A 22,745-nucleotide genomic window follows, 5' to 3' on the forward strand; every position below is an offset into this window, starting at 1 on the left:
ATGGATTATTTAAGTTTAATAAATAGAGATAAACTTCTTTTTGAAAAAGATATTTTAGCAAACAAACTAGAACTATTAAATAGAGTTACTAGTTCTACTTTTTTAGTTTTAGGAGGGGCAGGGACTATTGGACAAGCAGTTACAAAAGAAATTTTTAAGAGAAACCCCAAAAAACTTCATGTTGTTGATATAAGTGAAAACAACCTAGTTGAGTTAGTTAGGGATATTAGAAGTTCATTTGGTTACATAGATGGAGATTTTAAAACGTATGCCCTGGATATTGGTTCGATTGAATATGATGCTTTTATAAATAAGGGAGAAGGGTACGATTATGTCTTAAATTTATCCGCATTAAAGCATGTAAGAAGTGAGAAAGACCCATATACTCTAATGAGGATGATAAAGGTAAATATCCTAAACACAATTAAAACGATAGATCAATCCATAAAAATGAATGCAAAGAAGTATTTTTGCGTTTCTACTGATAAAGCAGCAAATCCTGTTAATATGATGGGGGGATCTAAACGTATAATGGAAATGTTTCTTATGGAAAGGAGTAAACAGATAAATATATCTACTGCTAGATTTGCAAATGTTGCATTTTCTGATGGCTCATTATTACATGGTTTTGAACAACGAATAAAAAAAAAGCAACCAATTGCAGCACCTTCTGATATCAAAAGGTATTTTGTAGTTCCTCAAGAGTCTGGAGAATTATGTTTAATGTCATGTATTTTTGGAGAGAATAGAGATATATATTTTCCTAAGCTAGATCAGGGTCTGCATTTAATTACGTTTTCTGAAATAGCAAAAAAATTCTTAAAAGAAAAAGGATTAGAACCTCATCTGGTAGAGAGTGAAGACGAAGCGAGATCTTCTATAAATTCCCTAATTAAAGATGGGAAATGGCCTTGTTTGTTTGGTGAAAGTAATACAACCGGAGAAAAGAGTTTTGAAGAGTTTTTTACTGAAAAAGAAACGTTAGATTTAGAAAAACATCACAATTTAGGTGTTGTGAAAAATGATCCTATGTTTGATGAAGAAAAACTAGCTTATTTTCTAAATGTTATTAGCAATTTGCGTGAAAAAAAATCATGGGACAAAGAAGAAATTGTTTCATTATTTCATAAAATGATTCCAAATTTTGGGCACAAAGAGATAGGAGTGTATTTAGACTCTAAGATGTAAAAAAATGAACCAAACGAATACTATATTAGCATTAATCAGGAAATTATTTAATGCTGGGAACGATGAATTTATTCCATTACATATTCCATGCTTAAATGGAAACGAGAAGAAATATTTAAATGAATGTATTGATTCCACTTTCGTTTCAAGTGTAGGGAAATTTGTTAACTCATTTGAAGACAAAGTAGCAGAATATACAAAAGCTAAGCACGCTATTGTATGTGTAAATGGTACAAATGCGCTGCATCTTGCATTATTGCTAGTCGGTGTTGAGTCTGAAGATGAGGTAATTACACAGCCTCTTACATTCATTGCTACTACCAATGCTATAACTTATGCGAATGCTACTCCTGTATTTGTAGATGTAGATAGAGATACAATGGGAATGTCCCCTGTAGCATTAAAAAAATTCTTACTTGAGAATGCGGAGTTGCGAGACGGAGTATGTTATAATAAAATCACTAACAATAGAATAAAAGCATGTATGCCAATGCATACTTTTGGACATGCTTGTAGAATAGAAGAAATACTAAGTATTTGTAATGAATACAATATTGAATTAGTTGAAGATGCAGCAGAAGGTATGGGAAGTGTTTATAAAGGTAAACATTTAGGTACCTTCGGAAAAGTTTCTGCAATTTCTTTTAATGGGAATAAAATAATGACTACTGGCGGAGGTGGAATAATTTTAACGGATGATGATGCTTTAGCTGCTAAGGCAAAACATCTATCAACCCAGTCAAAAATTCCTCATAAATGGGAATATGTTCATGATAATATAGGTTATAATTATAGAATGCCTAATATTAATGCAGCTTTAGGGTTAGCCCAATTAGAGAGATTAGATTTTTTTCTAGAAAACAAGAGGCAATTAGCAAAAGAATATTCAGTCTTTTTTAAAGAAAATTCAATTGAGTTTTTCGATGAGAGAGATGAAGAAAAATGTAATTTTTGGTTAAATGCTATTATTTTTAATGATAAAAAAGAAAGAGATTCTTTCTTAGAAGAAAGTAATGATGCTGGTGTCATGACAAGACCCATATGGCAGTTAATGAATAAACTCCCAATGTTTAAAAATAACATTAAAGGAGATTTAGCTAATTCTGAGTGGTTAGAAGATAGAGTCGTTAATATACCAAGTAGTGTTAGAGAAAAATGAGAAAACCAGATATTGTTTTAATCGGAGGAGGTGGGCACTGTATGTCAGTAATAGATGTTATTGAAAATGAAAATAAATATAATATCAAAGGAATTCTTGACTCTGATAAAGAAACAAAAGAGGTATTGGGATATCCTGTTTTAGGAACTGATGATTTAATTACAGATTTAGTAAAAGAAAGAGTTAGTTTTTTAATCACAATTGGCCAGATAAAATCATATTCAGTAAGAGAAAAAATATCTCAAAAGTTAATAAAAGCTAGAGCAAAGTTAGCTACTGTTGTTTCACCTAGAGCTCACATTTCTAGATATTCAACGATAGGTAAAGGAACAGTTATTATGCATGATGTGATAATTAATGCTGGAGCCAAAGTAGGGGACCATTGCATAATAAATACCAAAGTAAATATTGAACATGGAGTTGAAGTAGAAAATTTTTGTCATATTTCTACATGTGCTGTTGTTAATGGAGATTCTAAGGTTGAATATGGAACGTTTGTAGGGAGCAATGCTACCATATCTAATGGAATAGTAGTGGAAAAAAACAGCATAATTAGTGCAGGTAAATTTATTAAATGATGAAAAAAACTCTAATAATAGCTGAGGCAGGTGTTAATCATAATGGAAGTATTACTACAGCAAAACAACTAATTGATGTTGCTGTTGAAGCTAAAGTAGATTTAGTGAAATTCCAAACATTTAAAGCAGATGTTATAGTCAGTAAAACTGCTAAAAAAGCTGATTATCAAATAAAGAACACAAAAGAAGAAAGTGATAGTCAATATGAAATGCTTAAAAAGCTAGAATTAAGTCATGAAGATCATTTGGAGTTAATAAGTTATTGTAAAGAGAAAGGGATTGAGTTTTTTTCTACAGCTTTTGATGTTGATGGAATTGATTATTTAGAAAGTTTAGATTTTAGGTTGTATAAAATACCTAGCGGGGAAATAACAAATTATCCATACATAAAATCCATTGCACAAAAAAGGAAGCCAGTAATTGTTTCCACAGGAATGTGTAATTTATCAGAAATAGAGCAAGCCATTAAAATTCTTATTGAAAATGGTTTATCACGATCTGAAATAACAATATTACACTGTAACACTGAATATCCAACCCCAATGAAGGATGTTAACCTAAAAGCAATGAAAACTATAGAAAAAGCTTTTGGTGTTAAAGTAGGATATTCTGATCATACATTAGGAATTGAAGTGCCTATTGCTGCAGTAGCTCTAGGAGCAACTGTAATAGAAAAACATTTTACTTTAGATAGAAATTTACCTGGGCCAGATCATAGAGCTTCATTAGAACCTCAAGAATTAAAAGATATGGTTTATGCTATTAGAAATATTGAAGAAGCAGTTTCAGGAAATGGAATTAAAGAACCAAGCGAAAGTGAAAAAAAGAATAAGAAAATTGCTAGAAAAAGTATTCATTTAAAGAATGAATTAAAAGAAGGGCAAATAATTAAAGAAGAAGATTTACAACCACTTAGACCTGGTGATGGTATTTCAACAATGCAATGGAATCAAGTTATAGGAAGAAGAGTTAGTGGAGATTTAAATAAGTTTCATAAATTGAAATGGAGTGATTTAATATGAGAATAGGAATATTAACAAGTTCTAGAGCAGATTTTGGAATTTATCAACCTTTAATTGATGAATTAATTCTCGATGAAGGATTGGAAATAGAAATAATAGCTTTTGGTACCCATTTGTCAAAATATCATGGGTATACAATACAAAATATTAAGAATAAATACCAAAATAAAATTCATGAGATAACTTCATTAGTTGTTAATGATGACGAGAATTCCATAGCAACATCATATGGAATGACTGTACTTAAATTTGCGGATTTTTGGAATCTTAATACATATGATTCGGTATTTTGCCTAGGAGATAGATATGAAATGGCTGCAGCTGTACAAGCAGGTATACCTTTTGGAATTAAGTTTAACCATATTCATGGTGGTGAAACGACTTTAGGAGCAACAGATAATATATATAGGCATCAGATCTCATTAGCTTCTGTTAATCATTTTACATCTACTAAAGAATATAAGAATAAAGTTATTGAGTTGACAGAGTCGGATGAAAATGTATATAATGTAGGAGCTTTAAGTCTTTCAGGAATAGAAGAGTTTTCTCCAATTAGAAGGGAAGATTTATTGGGTAAATTTAATATAGAAGACAAACCATATTGTTTAATAACGTTTCATCCTGAGACTAATGCTTTTGATAGAAATAAAGAGTATGCAGTAGAAATGAGAAAAGCATTAGAAGAAATATCTAAAAAAATCAACCTAGTTATTACTATGCCTAATGCTGATACAATGGGATCATTATACAGAAAGGAATTGCTTAATGCTAAAGAAAATAGAAGTAAAACTATTTTTCTTGTTGAAAACTTTGGTAAAGAGAATTATTTTTCTGCTATGTATCACTCAGAATTTATGCTAGGTAATACTTCAAGTGGTATTATTGAGGCGGCATCATTTAAGAAATTTGTAGTAAATGTTGGTGATAGACAAAAAGGTAGAGCTCAGAGTGAAAATATTATCAACTCTAAATTTAACGCAAGTGAAATAATTAAATCAGTTGATACTTGTATAAAAAAGAGGGAGTACAGCGGAAGTAATATATATTATAAAGAAAATATAGCACAAAATATTGTTAGAATATTAAAAAGAATATGAGAAATTTCAAAGAACATTTATTACCACATTCAAGTATAATTAAAGAAGCTTTGTCTAAATTAAATCTTTTAGGTAAAGATGCTATACTTTTCATTATCGACGAAGAAAATAAATTGAAAGGCTCTTTAACAGATGGAGATGTTCGAAGAGGATTACTGAAAGGAGTAACTATTAATGATACGGTAACAAAAATTATTCAAGAGAATCCAAAGTATATTAAAAAAGGAGAATATGATATAAATAAAATTATAGAATATAGAGAGAATAATTATAGGATACTTCCAGTGATAGATAGAAATAATGAGGTTGTGAATGTAATTAATTTTCGTTTATTAAGATCTTATTTACCAGTGGATGCCATAATAATGGCTGGAGGTAGAGGAAGTAGACTAATGCCTTTAACAGATAACACACCAAAACCATTATTAAAGGTAGGTGAAAAGCCTATAATGGAACATAATGTAGATAGATTAGCCTTGTACGGTATAGATGATTATTGGTTTTCTGTAAAGTACTTAGGTGAACAAATTGAAGAGTTTTTTGGAAATGGAGAAGAGAAAAATCTAGATATTAACTACATATGGGAAGATAAACCTATGGGAACAATAGGTGCCGTTTCTAAAATACAAGATTTTAAACATGATTATATCTTATTAACAAACTCAGATATTTTAACAAATCTAGATTACGAACATTTTTATCTCGATTTTATAAAAAAAGATGCAGATTTTTCAGTAGTATCTATTCCATATCAAGTAAACATACCATATGCTGTTTTAGAAAATGAAGATGGTGTAATAAAAAGTTTTAAAGAAAAACCAACTTATACTTACTATTCTAATGGAGGTATATATTTAATGAAAAAAGAAGTATTAGATTTTATACCAAAAGAAGAGTTTTTCAATGCAACAGATTTAATGGAACGCTTAATAGAAGAGAAGAGGAAAGTAATATCTTATCCATTAGCTGGATATTGGTTAGATGTAGGGAAGCATGAAGATTTTAAACAAGCACAAGAAGATATAAATAAAATTAAGTTTTAAAGGATCATGGATGTATTAATTACGGTTTGTGCCAGAGGAGGTTCTAAAGGTGTGCCGGGAAAAAATATAAAAGAACTAGCAGGTAAACCATTAATTAACTACACTATAGATGTTGCTAAAAAATTAATAAAAAGAAGGTCTGAAGATATAATAGATATAGTGTTATCAACAGATTCAGAAGAAATTAGAAAAGTAGTTAGAAATACTGAAGGTGAAGGAGTTTTCTTAGATTATAAACGTCCTCAAGAATTGGCAACCGACGAGTCTGGTAAACTAGATGTTATTATAGATGTAAAAAAATATATGGAGGAAAACAGGAATAAAAAATATGACTATATCTTAGATTTAGATGTTTCCTCTCCGCTAAGAACTATTGAAGATGTTGAGTATGCCTTTCAAGAACTAATTTCAGATAAAGAAGCTTATAATATATTTTCAGTAAATACAGCCCATAAAAATCCATACTTTAATATGGTAGAAAAATATGGAAAATATTATAATTTGTGTAAAAAAGGAAACTTCTTAACTAGACAATCAGCCACAGAAGTATATGAAATGAATGCTTCATTTTATATCTATAGAGATTCATTTTTTAATGAAGGAAACAATTCTGCAATTACAGAAAAGTCATTGATTTATAAAATGGACCACATGTGTTTTGATATAGATTCACCGATAGACTTTGAGTTTATGGAATATTTAATAACTAATAATAAATTAAGTATAAATATTTAAATAATGAAGGTCGTAATTATCGGGTTAGGCTCTATAGCAAAAAAGCATATAGAAGCTATTAACGTTATTGAATCTGAGAACCAAATATATGCACTCAGACATAGTAAAGAGTCATTGCCTGTAGATGGAATAATTGATTTTTATGATATAGAATTAATAAAAGAAATTAATCCTAGTTTCGTGATTGTATCTAACCTTACCTCTGAGCATTTTAAAACCTTAAAAAAATTATTAGAATTTAATTATCCTTTGTTTATTGAAAAGCCTTTATTTTCTGGTGTAGGAGAAAAAGAGAAAGAATTAGTTAGGGCTATAAATGACAAAAAAATAAAAACATATGTCGCTTGTAATTTGAGATTTCATGAAGGTATTCGTTTCTTAAAAAAAGAATTAAAAGATAAAAAAGTTGAAGAGGTTAATGTTTATTGTGGGTCTTATTTGCCAGATTGGAGGCCAGGAAAAGATTTTAGAAAAATCTACAGCGCAAATAAAGAAATGGGTGGTGGAGTTCACATAGACTTAATTCATGAACTTGATTATTTATATTGGATTTTTAAAGAACCAAAATCAATAGTAAAAACTTTTAGTAGTAAATCATCTTTAAATATATCTTCTGTTGATTATGCTAATTTTATTTGGGAGTATGAAACGTTCTACGCTAATATTATTTTGAATTATTACAGAAAAGAACCCAAAAGAACTTTTGAAGTTTTAACACATCAAGGAACATATCTTTTAGATTTATTAAGTAATAAAATTATGTTCAATAATAGTACTATTTTTGAATCCAAACAGGGACTAAAAGATATGTATATAGATCAAATGAATTTCTTTACACACCATGTTATTAAAGGTGAGAAATTTAACACTATAAGAGAATCTTACAAAGTATTAGAGTTATGTCTGAAAGATTGAAAAGCAAAGTAATTATAGTAACAGGTGCAAAGGGGTTAATAGGAAACGCAACCCGCATTTCATTACTTAAAAATGGAGCTACTGTAGTTGCAGTTGATGTTGTGGCAGATGTTGAAAATAATATAATGGCTTTTAATGTTACTGAAGAAGAAGCCATAGATGGACTCATTTCTTTTGTGTTGGAGAAACATGGAAGAATTGACGGATTGGTAAATTTAGCCTATCCTAGAACAAAGGATTGGGGGACGAAATTTGAGCATATAAAACTATCATCATGGAGAGAAAATGTAGACATGCAAATGAATATGGTTTTTTACATGTGTCAAAAAGTATTAGATGTTATGAAAAGCCAACGCAGTGGTTCCATTGTAAATATTGGATCTATTTATGGAGTTGTTGGAAATGACTTTTCTTTATATGAAGATTATGGAGGGACATCTCCTGCAGCTTACGCCGCTGTTAAAGGAGGAATCATTAATCTGACAAGATATCTTGCCTCTTATTACGGGAAGTTCAATATTAGAGTAAATTGCTTATCTCCTGGAGGAATTTTATCTAAAGATCAACAACACAAAAGCTTTATACAAAGATATAGTGAGAAATCCCTGTTAGGTAGATTGGGAAATCCTGAAGAGATTGCACAGCCAATAGTTTTTCTGTTATCTGACGATGCCTCGTTTATAACAGGGCATAATTTGATGGTAGACGGAGGTTGGACAGCTATTTAATCTTTTGATAGTTATTTAAAATTATGACAAAAGATAAACAGAGTTCAGTAAAAATGACACTATGGAGTATGTTGGGTCGTTACATACCTCAGATAATCCAAATTGTTTCGACGTTAATTATAGCAAGATTAATAACACCACAAGACTTTGGAGAAGTAGCAATAATTACTACTTTCACACAGATTGCTAGTTTACTTGTGGCATCAGGATTTTCTGAAGCCTTGATTTTTAGAGTAAATAATACACAATCTTTATATTCCACAGTTTTTTATACGAATTTATCGGTATCATTATTACTTTATTCGATATTATTTTTATGCGCTGATTTTATTGCAGATTTTTATGAAATTAAACGATTAAGTATACTTACAAAAGTAGTAGGACTTAATGTTATTGTTTATTCGTTTACTTATATACAAAGAGTACTGTTTTCAATCAATCTTAATTTCAAATTCCCGGCTTTAGTTACACTAGTTTCCTCGGTTTTAGGAGCTGCTGTGGGATTATATTTAGCTTATAACGATTATGGAGTTTGGTCAATAGTTTTTCAAACCTTATCAATTAACCTAATACAAGCCTTGCTTTTTTGGGGATTATCTAATTGGAAACCTAACATTATTTTTTCGTTTGAAGAATTAAAAGAAATATTACCGTATTCGTTTCGGATCTTATCTAATAATTTCGTTCAAGTATTTTATGATAATGTTTATTCTTTAGTTATAGGTAAAGTTTTTTCAGCAAAAATTCTAGGTTATTATAATAGGATGCAAACGGTTGTTTTTTTCACAACAACTAATTTTATGTATGCTGTAGAAAGTGTTTTTTTTCCAATTCTATCTAAAAGTAAAAATGATGAAGATTACTTGAGAGGAAAGTATGAAATCCTTTTAAGATTATCAACCTTTCTAGCTTTCCCTATTCTTATTTTTATCATAGCTTTGAGTAAACCCTTAATAGTGGTTATCTTGACAGAGAAATGGCTTGGAGGTGCAGAAATATTAAAGTTATTATCAGTAGCTTATTTATTTATCCCATTAATTTATATCAATAATTCATATTTAAAAATTCTTGATAAAACTCAGGTGCTACTTAAGATTAACTTACTGAAAAAATTGATTGGAATCACTATATTACTAATTACCATGAATTATGATATAATTACTGTATGCTATGGAATAATTTGCTATTATACGCTAGACGCGGTATTATCAATGTACTATACGCAAAAATACTTGAAAGTTAAAATTTATAAACAGATCAGTTTTATTTTATTAAATATCTTTTTAAATGGTTTGTTATTTTTATTAATAAGTTATATTTCATCATTGTTTATTGATAACTTCTACAAGATTTTATTTAGTATTATTATTGGTATAGGATTGTATCTTTCAGTTGTATTTCTATTAAAGTCAAAAGAATATTTTTTCTTAAAAAAAATGATTACTAAAAGTTAAGGTATGGGATTTATACTTCAGGTTTTATTCTTTTTTATATTTCTACTGTTTAATAATAGAAAGACTAAACTTTATTTTGCTCTAATTGTACTACAATTTTTTTCCTTTTTATCTCAATTTTTAGTTGGAGCAGAGATAGATTATGACTCTCCTAAAATAGTTTTTAGTATTGTTTTTATTAACATTAATTTATTTTTAATTCTGGCTCCATGGCGGTATGCTAAAATCCAAATGATTTATTTAAAAAATAAAAAATTCGTGTTTTTTTTTAAGCGAATTTTATATAAGGTGTTATTATTTAATTTTTTGCTAGGAATTTTTATGTTAATAATAATACGTACATATATACCAAGTATTGCTTCTTTTAAAGCAGAAGGTGCATATAGAGATTTATATGATCAAATTCCCTATTTCGCTAATTTATTTAGATACTCATACCTAACCCAAAATTTAGGGTATTTTGCCATTCCTTTTTTTTTCTATTACCTTTCTATTTCAGATATTAAAAAGTCTAGGATAGCATTATTACTATCATCATCATCTATAATAGCAGGAATTGCTTTTTATTCAAGAGCACAAATATTTACTTATGTAATGGTTTTTTTCGGTGCCTTTTTACTTTTAAGGGATATAATACCTTTAAATATAAAAAATAAAATTAATAGAAGGTTTAGAATAGTTGCTTCTGTAATAGTTTTTGTATTTGTGTCTATAACTGTAACTCGATTCTCTGAAATGGACTATTATAAAGACCGTATTCCTCCAAGATCGAGAATTAAAGACCCAATAGTATATAGTATTGCTGATTATGCTGCCCAAGGTTATTATAATGGAGTAAATCGCCTAGAATTATATACAGTAGATAAAACACTTTATGGAGAGGGGTTGCTTCGCATTGTTTACCAGTTCTTGGATTTTTTCGGGGTAATATATTGGGATTCAGATGTTTCAAAGGAAAAGGTTAATAGGTCTTTTGACTATAAATCTCATCTTTTTTATGGTTACACATGTCAAATGGTATATAATTTTGGTTATACAATATCTTTGTTATTAAGTTTCTTTTTTTACTTATACATAAAAAGAAAATTAAATAATAAAAAACAATTACCTATAGAAAATTTATTTATTTTAATTTTACTTTTAGTAATTTCAATTGTGTCAATTTTTTATTGTGGTTTTGAATTACTTTACATTGCGTTATTATTTTTCTCTCTCGTTAGAGTCTTATTTTTTTTTAGAAAAAATGAATTATAGTCTTAAAACAATTTCAAAAGGATATTTATATGCTTATATAAATGAATATAATAACTATGAAGATTTGCGTAGAAAAGAAAATTTAGATTTATCTTATAAAAAATTTAAAATTAAACAAGTAGCCAGATATTTAAATCTCCCAAATAGTCTACATAATGTTTTTTATATTTTTACTTTTTTGTTATCTAAACTTGAAGTATTGGTCTATGTTTTAGTTTTGCTCTTAAAACTTTCCAAGTACTCCATAGAATATTTCGTTACATCAAAAAGAGATGTAAATAATAAATTAATAATGTTTGGTATAAGTTTTGACAATGAAAGGTTTGTTAAGATTTTAAATAGTGCTAAAATAAATCTCGATGAAGTTGTAATAATAAAATTACCTTCTATAAAATCCGATTACAGTGATTTTGAAAAGTTACATTTGTTTAGCGGTATAAATTATTCTGATTTATTTTGTTCATTTATTTATTCAGTAAAAATTTCCTTTTTTATGAAAAAAAAATATGGCGTTAGAGATTTAATGTTCAGATCATATACTTCATTCGAATATTTTTTGGCATATTTTTATTTAAAAAAAATGGATGCTTCTAATTCTTATTATTTTATTAGTTTATTAGATAGATGGGCGTATCTTGCAAATTATACTAATAAAAATAAATGCTTGATACAACATGGTATATTGTATAAATATACTAAAGCTCCGAAAATAGGGAGTGTTGATTTAGCATATTATATAAATGAAGAGCAAAAAAAAATTTGTGAAGATGTACTTTTAAAGAATAAACCAAAAGCTTATTACAGAGCATCAATTACATTTTCTTCTAGTGATTTATTACTAAAAAACAGTTTCAAAAATATTCTTTTAATTTGTAATAAGTTTTTTTTAAAAAAAGAAGAAGTAATTATAAGAGATTTGCCTAAAAGAAAATTAAATCTTTATATCAAACCACATCCTGGAGATAAGGATATTAGTCCTTATAAAAATCTCAAGAAGGAGTGTGATTTTGTGATATTAGCTAAAAATGATTTTCCTAAAGTTGACTTTGTTATTTCTTATATGTCAACACTAGCTGATGAATATGAAAATGAAGGGATTACAGTCTTAAGATATGAGGATGAAGGTTTTGATTTAAAATACAAGGATTTAGGGTAGTTTAATTTCATTTAAAGATTTATTAATGTAATGATGAGTATTGTTGAAAAAATTAAAATCTATGGCTTCTTTGGCTTAATTCAACTTGTTTTTTTTAAAATAAAAACGATTTTGTTTTTTAATAGATCAAGATTAATTCGTTTCCCTATAATTATTAGAGGAAGAAAGAGTATTGACTTTGGTAAAGGTCTAACTACTGGTATCGGATGTAGAATTGAGGCTTATCCTGATAAACTGAGGAACGACAAACTAATAGTATTCGGAGATAATGTTCAACTTAATGATTATGTACATATAACAGCAATGAATAAAGTAGTTATAGGCAACAATGTTTTGATGGCGAGTAAGATATATATATCAGATTGTTCTCATGGATTTTATGAAGGAGGGGAAAGAGATAGTAGCCCCGAGTCAATTCCAATTGATAGAGAATACAAAATAAATTTTATAGTAATTGAAGATAATGTTTGGTTAGGTGAATTTGTATCTGTTTTACCTGGTGTCAGAATAGGAAAAGGAAGTATTATTGGGGCAAATTCTGTGGTCACTAAAGATATACCTTCCAATAGTATAGCAATTGGTGTACCAGCTAAGGTTATAAAGAAATTTAATTTAGAAACAAAAAAATGGGAAAAAATATAATGAAAAACGTATTAATAACTGGTGGGGCTGGTTTTATAGGAAGTAATTTGGCTATAAAACTTATATCGAAAGATTATAATGTTACAGTTTTAGATAATTTATCACCACAGATACATGGAGAGAATCCAGAAGAAACTTCTCCGTTGTATAATCGTATAAAAGATAAAGTTCGTTTCATTAATGGAGACGTCTCTAATAAGAAAGATTGGGAAAAAGCTTTAATAGATCAAGATATTGTTGTGCATTTTGCTGCTGAAACTGGTACTGGACAATCTATGTATGAAATAAATCATTACAATGAAGTTAATATTATGGGAACTTCGATAATGTTAGATTTATTAACAAATAGTAAATCTTATTCTGTAAAAAAAATTATTATAGCATCTTCTAGATCTATTTATGGTGAAGGAAAATATGAAAGCTCTAAGCACGGAATAGTATATCCTAAAGAAAGAGATGAGAGGGATATGTTAAAAGGAGATTTTAATGTTAAGTGTCCATATAGTAATGAAAATGTAAAGTTATTACCAACAGATGAAGAGAGTAAAATACATCCTTCTTCTATTTATGGAATAACCAAGCAAGTACAAGAACAAATGTGTATGGTTGTAGGTAAATCTATTGGAGTTCCAGTAGTAGCATTTAGATATCAAAATGTATATGGTCCAGGGCAATCATTATCAAATCCTTACACAGGAATTTTATCAATTTTTTCTACAAGAATAAAAAACGGAAATAATATTAATGTTTTTGAAGATGGACAAGAGAGTCGAGATTTTGTTTATATAGATGATGTTGTTGATGCAACAATTTTAGGCATTGAAAAACAAGAAGCTAATTTTAATGTTTTTAATGTGGGGTCAGGAAAAAGAACAAGTGTAGTTACCGTAGCAAAAACCTTGAGGAGAAATTATAATAGTAAAACAGAAATAAAAGTATCTGGGAACTTTAGATTAGGTGATATTAGAGATAATTATGCTGATTTGACTAAGATAGAGAAGTTATTGAACTTTACACCAAAGATAAGCTTTGAAGAGGGTATATCTAGATTTACAAATTGGGTAAATCAACAAGATATAAAAAATGATAAATTTGATGAATCTATTCGAGAAATGAAAGAAAAAGGGTTGTTAAAGTAGTATTTTATGTTTAATAATAAAAAAATTCTTTTTTTTTCAGTTAAACTATTTTCCATTGAAAATAAAATAGAAAATAAATTAAGCTCTCTAGGTGCTATAGTAGATTATTATGATGAAAGACCTTCAAATAGTATCTTAGTAAAAGGATTAATTAGGCTTAAACGAGATTTATATAAAAGGAGAATAGATAATTATTATCGAAAAATATTATATGAGATAAAAGATAAAGAATATGATTTTTTATTCTTGATAAAAGGTGAGGTTATACCTGAGTTTTTTTTAAAAAAATTTTGTGAATCTAACCCAAGTGCTAAAAGAATTTTTTACACATGGGATTCTTTTAATAACAATAATAATTCTAAGAAGATACTTAAATACTTTCAGTCAAAAATAACATTTGATTCATATGACGCAAAGCAATTTGGTTTAGATTTACAACCTTTGTTTTTCTTTGACTCATTTAAAGGTATAAAGAAAATAAATAATTTTAAACATCACTTACTTTTTATAGGAACGGCTCATTCTGATAGGTACATTTTGGCTAACAAAATAGTTGATTGGTGTAATGATAAAGAATTATCTTCTTACACTTTTTTTTATTTGCAGGGAAGGATTGTATATTTTTTTAAAAGAATTTTTGACTCTACTTTTAAATATTTTGATTACAAAAAATTAAGTTTTAAGAGTTTAACAGAACAGGATATAATAGATTTATATAAAGATTCTAATGTAATCCTTGACATTAATCACCCCTCTCAAAAAGGGTTAACAATGAGAACTCTGGAGGCTGTTGGAGCAAGAAAAAAAATAATTACAACTAACCCAGAAATTAAGAAATATATCTTTTATAATGAAAATAATATATTGGTTATAGATAGGAATAATATTGTCTTAAATGAAGACTTTTTTACAGGTCCTTATCAAGACATACCAGAACAAATTTACGATGCATTGTCCATAGAAGGATGGCTTAAAAGTATTTTTTTTAAGAATCAAATTGAAAAATGGATAGTTGAATGAGAAATGTAATGGTTACTGGAGCTTCAGGATATGTAGGGAAAAATTTTATTGAAAGTTATTCGTCAAATTACAATTTATTTACTTTCTCCTTACTGAAAAATTCTATAGAAAGCCTAGAATTACAAAATATAGATGTAATTCTTCATTGTGCTGCCTTAGTTCATAAATCGAAAGTTAAAAATGCAGAGTATAAAAAGGTAAACGTTAACTATCCATATAATTTAGCAAAAAAAGCTAAGTCACAAGGAGTGAAACAATTTGTTTTTATTAGTAGTATAGCAATCTATGGAAATAAATCGTTGATTAACTATAAAACTGAAAAAAAACCAAATAATGAATACGGACTTAGTAAATTGCAAGCAGAAGAATTACTTGAATCGTTAAATGATGAAACTTTTGTAGTTAGTATTGTTAGACCTCCAATGGTCTATGGTAAAAATGCACCTGGTAACATAAATAGGTTATTAAGTTTAATTAAAAGAACACCAATTTTACCTTTTAAAGGAATTAAGAATAAAAGAAATTTTGTTTATATCCAGAATCTATTACAAGGAATTAATCATATTATTGAGAATAAAATAGAAGGAGATTTTTTGATTTGTGATGATGAAAGTATAAGTACAACAGATTTAATCATTAATTTATCAAAAGTAATTAATAAAAGGGTAATACTGATAAGGATTCCTTTTTTTAATTTTGTCCTGAGAACTTTTAAACCAATTTTGTATGATAAATTATATAGTGACTTAATAATTGATAATACAAAGACTAATAATATATTAAAGTATAAAACACCATATTCGTTATTTGATGGTTTAAAAAGTATTAGTAAAATTAAATAAAATGAAAGGAATTATTTTAGCTGGAGGAAGTGGTACTCGTTTATATCCAATTACCAAAGGAGTTTCAAAACAATTATTACCAATTTATGATAAACCGATGATTTACTATCCATTATCGGTTTTAATGTTGTCAGGAATAAAAGAAGTTTTAATTATTTCCACACCTCATGATTTACCAAATTTTGAAAAATTATTAGGAAACGGAAAGGATCTTGGTATAAAATTAAGTTATAAAGAGCAACCTTCTCCAGATGGATTAGCACAAGCTTTTATTATTGGTGAAGAATTTATTGGGGATGATAATGTATGTATGATTTTAGGAGATAATATTTTTTATGGTCATGGTTTGGTGGAAATGCTAGGAAATGCTAGGAAGAATGTAGAACAAGAAAAAAAGGCAACTGTTTTTGGTTATTATGTTAAAGACCCGGAGCGTTATGGTGTTGCTGAGTTTGATGATAATGGAAATGTAATTTCGATAGAGGAAAAACCAAAACAACCAAAATCCAATTACGCAGTAGTAGGTTTGTATTATTTTCCAAATAATGTAGTTAAGAAAGCTAAAGAAGTAAAACCTTCAGATAGAGGAGAACTTGAAATTACCTCACTTAATCAAACTTATCTTGAAGAGAATGATTTGAAAGTAGAATTAATGGGTAGAGGTTTTGCATGGTTAGATACAGGGACCCATGATTCTTTAATGGAAGCAGGTCAATTTATAGAAACAATTGAAAAAAGACAAGGATTAAAAGTAGCTTGTTTAGAAGAAATAGCTCTTTATATGGGCTATATTACTAAAGAAGAAGTTGAAAAATTAGCTCAACCTTTGAAGAAAAATAATTATGGTCAATACTTATTAAATTTAGTTAAAGAATAATGATGAATTTTATAAAAACAAAAATACCTGATTTAATGATTATAGAACCCAAAGTTTTTGGAGATCAAAGAGGGTATTTTTTTGAGTCATTTAATGTGAAGCAATTTGAAGAGCATATCTTCAAAGTAGATTTTGTTCAAGACAACGAGTCAAGATCTTCAAAAGGAGTTTTAAGAGGTTTACATTTTCAGAAACCACCATATGAACAAGCAAAACTGGTAAGATGTGTTAAGGGAAGTGTATTAGATGTGGCTGTAGATATTAGGAGAGGTTCTCCTACTTTTGGAGCGTATGAAGCTGTAGAACTATCTGAAGACAATAAAAGACAATTATTTGTCCAAGAGGATTTGCTCATGGCTTTGTTGTTCTGTCCGAAAGTGCAATATTTTCTTATAAAGTTGATAATTGGTATGCTCCTGAACTTGATAGTGGTATAATATGGAATGATGTAGATTTGAAGATTGATTGGAAGATTAAAGATGAAAATATAACTCTATCAGATAAAGATAAAAAATTACAATCCTTTAAAGATTTAAAAAGCCCTTTCATATATTAACATGAATGTATTAGTAACAGGATCATCGGGACAATTAGGATCAGAAATTAAAGTGCTTTCAAAAAAACACATATACAGACATGTTTTTTTCTTTGAAAACACTTCAGGATTAGACATAACTGACCTATCTTCTGTAAAAGATTATTTTAAACAAAACGATATCAATGCTGTAATAAATTGTGCAGCTTATACAGCTGTTGATAAAGCAGAATCGGAGCAAGAGCTTGCAAGAAAAGTAAATGCGGATGGAGTAAGAAACTTATTAGAAGCATTAAATGAAAGAGGTAGATTTATTCATATTTCAACAGATTATGTTTTTAATGGAGAAAGTTATATTCCTTACAAAGAAACTGACAAAGTTGACCCATTAGGGACTTATGGGAAAACAAAAAGAGAAGGGGAAGAGTATTTTCTTAATTCTAACACAAAAGGTTTTATTATAAGAACCTCTTGGGTGTATTCTAGTTTTGGGAATAATTTTGTCAAGACTATGCTTCGTCTTGGTAAAGATAGAGAGAGTCTCGGTGTTATTTTTGATCAAATAGGATCACCTACATATGCAAGAGATCTCGCTAAGGTGTGTTTAACTTTCTTAGAACAAGATACTCCGAGTAAAACCGAAATTTATCATTATTCTAATGAAGGAGTGGCTTCTTGGTATGACTTTGCTAAAAGTATTATGGAAATAGCTAATCTTAAATGCAATGTTAAACCGATAGAAACAAAAGATTATCCGACACCAGCTAAAAGGCCGAATTATTCATTTTTAAATAAAACAAAAATTAAAAAAGATTTAAACATAGAGATACCTCATTGGAGAGATTCGTTAAATGAATGTATTAAAGAACTAGAAAAATAAAAAGATGAAAAATATATTAATTACTGGTGGAGCAGGTTTCATAGGATCCCATGTTGTGAGGTTATTTGTAAATAAATATTCAAATTATAACATAATTAATTTAGATGCTCTTACTTATGCTGGAAATTTGGAAAATTTAAAAGATGTAGAATCAAAAGAAAATTATTTTTTTATTAAAGCAGATATTTGTGATCATGAAAAGATGGATTCTTTATTTAAAGAATATGAAATTGATGGTGTGATACATTTAGCAGCTGAATCTCATGTTGATCGATCAATAAAGGACCCATTTTCTTTTGCTAAAACAAATGTTTTAGGAACTTTAAGTTTATTACAAGCAGCTAAGAATAACTGGAATAATTTTGAAAATAAATTATTTTATCATGTTTCTACAGACGAAGTATATGGAAGTTTAAGTGAGCAAGGTTTTTTCACAGAAAATACATCTTATGATCCACATTCTCCTTACTCTGCTTCGAAAGCTTCTTCAGACCATTTTGTTAGAGCATTTCATGATACGTATGAATTACCAATAATTATATCAAATTGTTCAAACAATTATGGATCATATCAATTCCCTGAGAAATTAATACCATTATTTATTAATAATATTTGTAATAATAAGCCTTTACCAGTATATGGAAAAGGAGAAAACATTCGTGATTGGTTATTTGTAAACGATCATGCAAGAGCTATAGATGTAATTTTCCATGAAGGGAAAAATGGAGACACATATAATATTGGAGGATTTAATGAATGGAAGAATATAGACTTAATTAAAGTTTTAATTAAAACAGTGGATAGGTTACTAGGAAGATCCGAAGGAGAATCTGAAAAATTAATTACTTATATAAAGGACAGAGCAGGCCATGATTTTCGTTATGCAATAGATTCTTCAAAATTAAAAAATGAATTAGGTTGGGAACCTTCATTACAATTTGAAGAAGGTATAGAAAAAACAGTACAATGGTATTTAGATAATCAAGATTGGGTAAAAAAAATAACTAGTGGAGATTATCAAAATTACTATCAAGAGATGTATTCTAATTAAAATAGCCATATACTTATGTTACGCCTTTTAGATTTCATATTCTCATTTTTCGGAATTTTATTTTTATGGCCAGTTGGTCTTATTGTTTATATCTTAGGATTGTTTGATACAGGTTCACCAATTTTTAAACAAAAAAGGGTTGGTAAACATCAAAAACCATTTACATTATTAAAGTTCAGAACTATGGGAGTGGATACAAAATCTGTAGCAACACATTTAGCAAATAGTAGTTCTGTCACTAAGTTAGGAGCTTTTTTAAGAAAGTCAAAGCTTGATGAATTACCGCAGCTTCTTAATGTCTTAAAAGGAGACATGAGCTTAGTAGGTCCTAGGCCAAATCTATTCAATCAAGAAGAGTTAGTAAAAGAAAGAAGCGAAAGAGGTGTATATGATTTTTTACCAGGAATCACTGGACTTGCACAAATCAATGAAATTGATATGTCTACACCAGAAAAATTAGCCAAAGTAGATGCACAAATGCTTCAAGAGTTAACTATAAAAAAATATTTTCACTATATTTTTGCTACTTTAGGGGGCAAAGGTTCAGGAGATCGAATTAAAGAATAAATAGCTGTTACAGTTATTTATAGGTTAAACATATCAAACATCATCTAAAGCTGTAGCTTTAGATGATGTTTTTTTATCATAATTTTATCTTCATTTTTGTTTTATTAAGAGTTTTTAAATAGTTGTATATAGCTGTTGATAGCAATACTATTTTTTACATTCATACTAGTAGTATTGTATTCATAAAGAACTCTTGTTTTAAGATTCAATTAACTTGTTTAGATATTGTGTTTTGATAATAATCTTGATATATTACTATAGTATTACAAACCTCTATATCAATGATGGATAAGTTCCTTGTTTGGATACATTCTATTTTTTTAGTAATATCTGGTTTTCTCAGTTGAGATTACTTTAAAAGTTTTATTCAAATAAATAACCTATAATTTTCTTAGAATATGTATTTGTAATTAGTGATAATACAAGGTTTTTACGATTTCCTAGATGAGGTAATATCTACTATTCACACTCTTTCTAGTCTATTTACATTTAAATTTTCAGTAAGATTCGAATGTTTTCTATAGCAATGATAAGAATTGGGTATGATATGGTAACTCTTTTACCGTTTTATAAATAATTAATTAGTTCGATAATAAAAAGTCCAATAAATTACTAGTAGAAGAGATACATTCTTTCTTTTGTAAAACAAATATATTATTGGAGTTATTCTGAACTGAAAGTTATACTCCTTCTCTGCTAAATCAATAATATCGTTTTCTCCTCTGATATTGATACTTCAGCTTTGAATCCTGTGTCTAAGCTGAGCCTGTTTTGTTTATAATTTAATTCGTCTTTTCTACTTGGGAAACTACAGCTAATTTAAAGCCTAAATTGTAATCTCGTTGGGTACGCGTTTTCTTGGATCCTTTGTTATTCATAAAGTAAGTCTATATTGTATCAACTTATTTCAAGAAGGAATAGTATAAATAAAAAAAGGAGTTTCAAAGCTCCTTTTTTATTTATTTAATTCTTTCTAAGGTTAGATCTGGATTATATTTTACAATAAATAATCCTTTATTGTAGATGCTACCAAAGAGTTTTTTGTCAAACTCAAATTTGTTTTCTAAACGAATTGAAGCTCCTTGTTTATAAGTGTCTAAAAGCTTTTCTCCAGAAGCTAAACGCATTAAAACATCAAAAGTAATATCAAAACCACGAACAGCATATTCAGTTGGAATATCGTTATTCTTAGCTTTATAGCTATTTATAAACCTTTTCATATTTTGATCTTCATAGTTAGCATAGCTATCAGTTACATATGTAAAACCAATTCGAGCCAAAGTATTATTATCTACACTTTCATATGATCTAGTGTTTTTCTCAATAGCAAAAACCTGTGCAGAAATACCTTCAGGTAGGACGATCATACTATTAATAGCGTTAGCAACAACATCTCGTTGATCTGTAGCTATAATAATCCAATTATGAGAATTAGGTTTCATTTTATCTGTAAAACGTTCTTTTTTGATAAAGTTGTCTTCAGGTTTTAAAACAAAAACATTTTCAATAGAATCGTTACTTTTTAATATCTGAGTAATTTCTTTAGATTGAGCATCAGAAGTTTCTGTTCCATCTGAAACAATAAAAATTCCTTCACCATCGTAAATTTTACTTAAATAATTTCCTAATGCTTGACTTCGAATTGTCTTATCTGGCGCAGATTTTACAATTTTAGAAGAAGAAAATTGATTTTGATTTTTTGAATAATGAGGAAATATTACAGGAGCATCAGAAGCTTTGGCAACTTCTTTTACCTTATCGGAATAAAAAGGACCAATGATAGCATTCATATCATTTAAAAGTTCCTTTTCTAAAATTGCTTCTATATTTTTCCCTCTATTTCCAGTGTCAAACACCGAAATATCTAAATTAACGCCTAAACTTTTTACTGAATCTATTGCTATTTCACTTCCTAGATAAAAATCGGTAACTAAGTTTGCTAAATTAGCATTACCTCTGTCAGCTTTAGATGTATCAAAAATATCATCTGACACTTTTTCTTTGTATTCATCTGCTCTAAAAGGTAAAAGTAAAGCTACACGAATACTTTCGTCTATTTGACCAATACTATCAATAAACATTTCAGAAGAATAGCTCTCAATATTATCAGCAACATTACGAATCCTTAATACCTGACCGATTTGTAAATTATTATTTTCAATTTCAGGATATTCAGGATTTAAGTTCATTAATTCCTCTTTGGTAATATTGTAAAATCTAGTTAAACTGTAAACAGTTTCTTTTGATTTGACTGTATGAGTTACATGATTTTTTAAATCTTCTTCTCTAGATAAGTAAACGATTTTCTTTTCCGCTACTTTTACTTTTAAAACCTGACCAACATCTAAATAATTTTCTTTTAATCTTGGATATTGAGGATTAAGATTTATCAATTCCTCTTTAGAAATATTATAGTCTTTTGTAATTCTATAAACTGTCTCTCCTGGTTTAACTGTATGTTTTTTGAACTCAATTACAGTTCTAATGATTTGAGTAGAATCTGGTTGTTTTACAGTTTCATTTTCGTCTTCAGTAGTAACTTCGTTTTCAGAAGAAGATTCATCTGGACTTTCATCTTTATTTTCCTTAGATTCTTTATCATTTTTAGAATCTTGTATTAAAGGAATCGATTTTTTATACTCTGGATTAGGTATAATAATAACACTATTCATTGATGGGGTTTCACCTACATCTGGATTTAAACGAACTAAATCTTCCGTTTTAACATCGATGCGTTTAGCGATATCTCGCATAGTTTCCCCTTCTTTTACTTTATAAGAGATATATCTTTTTTGTTGACTACAAGAAGATATTAATAGAGTTACTATTAAAGTAAAAGTCCAAAATTTAATCTTATTCATAT

At 28.3% G+C, this 22,745-nt stretch carries 21 protein-coding genes and 1 pseudogene; 21 read left to right on the plus strand and 1 reads right to left on the minus strand.

Features of this window, described 5'->3' with window-relative positions:
• From AQ1685_RS05560 to AQ1685_RS05660, 21 genes and pseudogenes are all read left to right on the plus strand, one after another.
• On the plus strand, positions 1-1,188 hold the full coding sequence (locus AQ1685_RS05560) for a UDP-N-acetylglucosamine 4,6-dehydratase (protein WP_095070175.1): 1,188 nt from the start codon (positions 1-3) through the stop codon (positions 1,186-1,188).
• Positions 1,189-1,192: 4 nt separating this feature from the next.
• On the plus strand, positions 1,193-2,347 hold the full coding sequence (locus AQ1685_RS05565) for a LegC family aminotransferase (protein WP_095070177.1): 1,155 nt from the start codon (positions 1,193-1,195) through the stop codon (positions 2,345-2,347).
• Positions 2,344-2,925 (plus strand): NeuD/PglB/VioB family sugar acetyltransferase, encoded by a 582-nt coding sequence (locus AQ1685_RS05570; RefSeq protein WP_095070179.1) that lies wholly within the window; start codon positions 2,344-2,346, stop codon positions 2,923-2,925. Before AQ1685_RS05565 ends, AQ1685_RS05570 begins: the two co-directional genes overlap by 4 nt.
• A complete protein-coding gene (gene neuB / locus AQ1685_RS05575) occupies positions 2,925-3,947 on the plus strand; it encodes an N-acetylneuraminate synthase (protein ID WP_095075009.1) in 1,023 nt (340 codons plus the stop codon). Before AQ1685_RS05570 ends, neuB begins: the two co-directional genes overlap by 1 nt.
• Positions 3,944-5,044: a UDP-N-acetylglucosamine 2-epimerase gene (gene neuC, locus AQ1685_RS05580; protein ID WP_095070181.1), complete on the plus strand. Its 1,101-nt coding sequence runs from the start codon at positions 3,944-3,946 to the stop codon at positions 5,042-5,044. The genes neuB and neuC overlap by 4 nt, the downstream gene beginning before the upstream one ends.
• Positions 5,041-6,087, plus strand: a complete 1,047-nt coding sequence (locus AQ1685_RS05585; protein ID WP_095070183.1) for a nucleotidyltransferase family protein — start codon at positions 5,041-5,043, stop codon at positions 6,085-6,087. Before neuC ends, AQ1685_RS05585 begins: the two co-directional genes overlap by 4 nt.
• A 6-nt stretch (positions 6,088-6,093) precedes the next feature.
• Positions 6,094-6,822 carry an acylneuraminate cytidylyltransferase family protein gene (locus AQ1685_RS05590; protein WP_095070185.1) on the plus strand — a complete coding sequence of 243 codons (729 nt, stop codon included), beginning with the start codon at positions 6,094-6,096 and terminating at the stop codon, positions 6,820-6,822.
• 3 nt (positions 6,823-6,825) lie between these two features.
• Entirely contained in the window at positions 6,826-7,737 is a 912-nt protein-coding gene (locus tag AQ1685_RS05595) for a Gfo/Idh/MocA family protein (RefSeq protein WP_095070187.1), read from the plus strand.
• Positions 7,722-8,465, plus strand: a complete 744-nt coding sequence (locus tag AQ1685_RS05600; protein ID WP_095070189.1) for an SDR family oxidoreductase — start codon at positions 7,722-7,724, stop codon at positions 8,463-8,465. The genes AQ1685_RS05595 and AQ1685_RS05600 overlap by 16 nt, the downstream gene beginning before the upstream one ends.
• A 23-nt stretch (positions 8,466-8,488) precedes the next feature.
• Positions 8,489-9,919, plus strand: a complete 1,431-nt coding sequence (locus AQ1685_RS05605; RefSeq protein ID WP_095070191.1) for a lipopolysaccharide biosynthesis protein — start codon at positions 8,489-8,491, stop codon at positions 9,917-9,919.
• A 3-nt stretch (positions 9,920-9,922) separates the two neighbouring features.
• The gene (locus AQ1685_RS05610) at positions 9,923-11,173 is read left to right on the plus strand and encodes an O-antigen polymerase (protein ID WP_095070193.1); all 1,251 of its coding nucleotides are present in this window, start codon (positions 9,923-9,925) and stop codon (positions 11,171-11,173) included.
• Positions 11,112-12,329, plus strand: coding sequence for a hypothetical protein (locus AQ1685_RS05615; RefSeq protein ID WP_157730119.1), 1,218 nt, complete (start codon positions 11,112-11,114; stop codon positions 12,327-12,329). Before AQ1685_RS05610 ends, AQ1685_RS05615 begins: the two co-directional genes overlap by 62 nt.
• Positions 12,330-12,440: 111 nt before the next feature.
• Positions 12,441-12,971 carry an LbetaH domain-containing protein gene (locus AQ1685_RS20615; RefSeq protein WP_317042156.1) on the plus strand — a complete coding sequence of 177 codons (531 nt, stop codon included), beginning with the start codon at positions 12,441-12,443 and terminating at the stop codon, positions 12,969-12,971.
• Positions 12,971-14,110, plus strand: coding sequence for an NAD-dependent epimerase/dehydratase family protein (locus tag AQ1685_RS05625; protein WP_095075010.1), 1,140 nt, complete (start codon positions 12,971-12,973; stop codon positions 14,108-14,110). Before AQ1685_RS20615 ends, AQ1685_RS05625 begins: the two co-directional genes overlap by 1 nt.
• 6 nt (positions 14,111-14,116) lie before the next feature.
• On the plus strand, positions 14,117-15,130 hold the full coding sequence (locus AQ1685_RS05630) for a lipopolysaccharide biosynthesis protein (RefSeq protein WP_095070199.1): 1,014 nt from the start codon (positions 14,117-14,119) through the stop codon (positions 15,128-15,130).
• Entirely contained in the window at positions 15,127-15,972 is an 846-nt protein-coding gene (locus AQ1685_RS05635) for an NAD-dependent epimerase/dehydratase family protein (protein WP_095070201.1), read from the plus strand. Before AQ1685_RS05630 ends, AQ1685_RS05635 begins: the two co-directional genes overlap by 4 nt.
• A 1-nt stretch (position 15,973) precedes the next feature.
• The gene (rfbA, locus tag AQ1685_RS05640; RefSeq protein ID WP_095070203.1) at positions 15,974-16,849 is read left to right on the plus strand and encodes a glucose-1-phosphate thymidylyltransferase RfbA; all 876 of its coding nucleotides are present in this window, start codon (positions 15,974-15,976) and stop codon (positions 16,847-16,849) included.
• Positions 16,850-16,851: 2 nt separating this feature from the next.
• Positions 16,852-17,405 (plus strand): annotated as a pseudogene (rfbC, locus tag AQ1685_RS05645) (dTDP-4-dehydrorhamnose 3,5-epimerase).
• A 1-nt stretch (position 17,406) separates the two neighbouring features.
• Positions 17,407-18,264, plus strand: coding sequence for a dTDP-4-dehydrorhamnose reductase (rfbD, locus tag AQ1685_RS05650; protein WP_095070204.1), 858 nt, complete (start codon positions 17,407-17,409; stop codon positions 18,262-18,264).
• A 4-nt stretch (positions 18,265-18,268) separates the two neighbouring features.
• Entirely contained in the window at positions 18,269-19,315 is a 1,047-nt protein-coding gene (rfbB, locus tag AQ1685_RS05655; protein WP_095070206.1) for a dTDP-glucose 4,6-dehydratase, read from the plus strand.
• Between the two features lie 15 nt (positions 19,316-19,330).
• Positions 19,331-19,882, plus strand: coding sequence for a sugar transferase (locus AQ1685_RS05660; RefSeq protein ID WP_095070208.1), 552 nt, complete (start codon positions 19,331-19,333; stop codon positions 19,880-19,882).
• 959 nt (positions 19,883-20,841) lie between these two features.
• Here AQ1685_RS05660 and AQ1685_RS05665 read toward each other — a convergent pair.
• Entirely contained in the window at positions 20,842-22,743 is a 1,902-nt protein-coding gene (locus tag AQ1685_RS05665) for a LysM peptidoglycan-binding domain-containing protein (RefSeq protein WP_095070210.1), read from the minus strand.
• Between the last annotated feature and the right edge of the window lie 2 nt (positions 22,744-22,745).

Origin of the sequence: Tenacibaculum jejuense (assembly GCF_900198195.1) — a bacterium.
Taxonomy (GTDB): domain Bacteria; phylum Bacteroidota; class Bacteroidia; order Flavobacteriales; family Flavobacteriaceae; genus Polaribacter; species Polaribacter jejuensis.

Excerpts from the sequence above, each read along its gene's own strand:
- AQ1685_RS05560 (WP_095070175.1), top strand. The coding sequence starts at position 1 with ATGGATTATTTAAGTTTAATAAATAGAGATAAACTTCTTTTTGAAAAA.
- AQ1685_RS05565 (WP_095070177.1), top strand. The coding sequence starts at position 1,193 with ATGAACCAAACGAATACTATATTAGCATTAATCAGGAAATTATTTAAT.
- AQ1685_RS05570 (WP_095070179.1), top strand. The coding sequence starts at position 2,344 with ATGAGAAAACCAGATATTGTTTTAATCGGAGGAGGTGGGCACTGTATG.
- neuB (WP_095075009.1), top strand. The coding sequence starts at position 2,925 with ATGAAAAAAACTCTAATAATAGCTGAGGCAGGTGTTAATCATAATGGA.
- neuC (WP_095070181.1), top strand. The coding sequence starts at position 3,944 with ATGAGAATAGGAATATTAACAAGTTCTAGAGCAGATTTTGGAATTTAT.
- AQ1685_RS05585 (WP_095070183.1), top strand. The coding sequence starts at position 5,041 with ATGAGAAATTTCAAAGAACATTTATTACCACATTCAAGTATAATTAAA.
- AQ1685_RS05590 (WP_095070185.1), top strand. The coding sequence starts at position 6,094 with ATGGATGTATTAATTACGGTTTGTGCCAGAGGAGGTTCTAAAGGTGTG.
- AQ1685_RS05595 (WP_095070187.1), top strand. The coding sequence starts at position 6,826 with ATGAAGGTCGTAATTATCGGGTTAGGCTCTATAGCAAAAAAGCATATA.
- AQ1685_RS05600 (WP_095070189.1), top strand. The coding sequence starts at position 7,722 with ATGTCTGAAAGATTGAAAAGCAAAGTAATTATAGTAACAGGTGCAAAG.
- AQ1685_RS05605 (WP_095070191.1), top strand. The coding sequence starts at position 8,489 with ATGACAAAAGATAAACAGAGTTCAGTAAAAATGACACTATGGAGTATG.
- AQ1685_RS05610 (WP_095070193.1), top strand. The coding sequence starts at position 9,923 with ATGGGATTTATACTTCAGGTTTTATTCTTTTTTATATTTCTACTGTTT.
- AQ1685_RS05625 (WP_095075010.1), top strand. The coding sequence starts at position 12,971 with ATGAAAAACGTATTAATAACTGGTGGGGCTGGTTTTATAGGAAGTAAT.
- AQ1685_RS05630 (WP_095070199.1), top strand. The coding sequence starts at position 14,117 with ATGTTTAATAATAAAAAAATTCTTTTTTTTTCAGTTAAACTATTTTCC.
- AQ1685_RS05635 (WP_095070201.1), top strand. The coding sequence starts at position 15,127 with ATGAGAAATGTAATGGTTACTGGAGCTTCAGGATATGTAGGGAAAAAT.
- rfbA (WP_095070203.1), top strand. The coding sequence starts at position 15,974 with ATGAAAGGAATTATTTTAGCTGGAGGAAGTGGTACTCGTTTATATCCA.
- rfbD (WP_095070204.1), top strand. The coding sequence starts at position 17,407 with ATGAATGTATTAGTAACAGGATCATCGGGACAATTAGGATCAGAAATT.
- rfbB (WP_095070206.1), top strand. The coding sequence starts at position 18,269 with ATGAAAAATATATTAATTACTGGTGGAGCAGGTTTCATAGGATCCCAT.
- AQ1685_RS05660 (WP_095070208.1), top strand. The coding sequence starts at position 19,331 with ATGTTACGCCTTTTAGATTTCATATTCTCATTTTTCGGAATTTTATTT.
- AQ1685_RS05665 (WP_095070210.1), bottom strand. The coding sequence starts at position 22,743 with ATGAATAAGATTAAATTTTGGACTTTTACTTTAATAGTAACTCTATTA.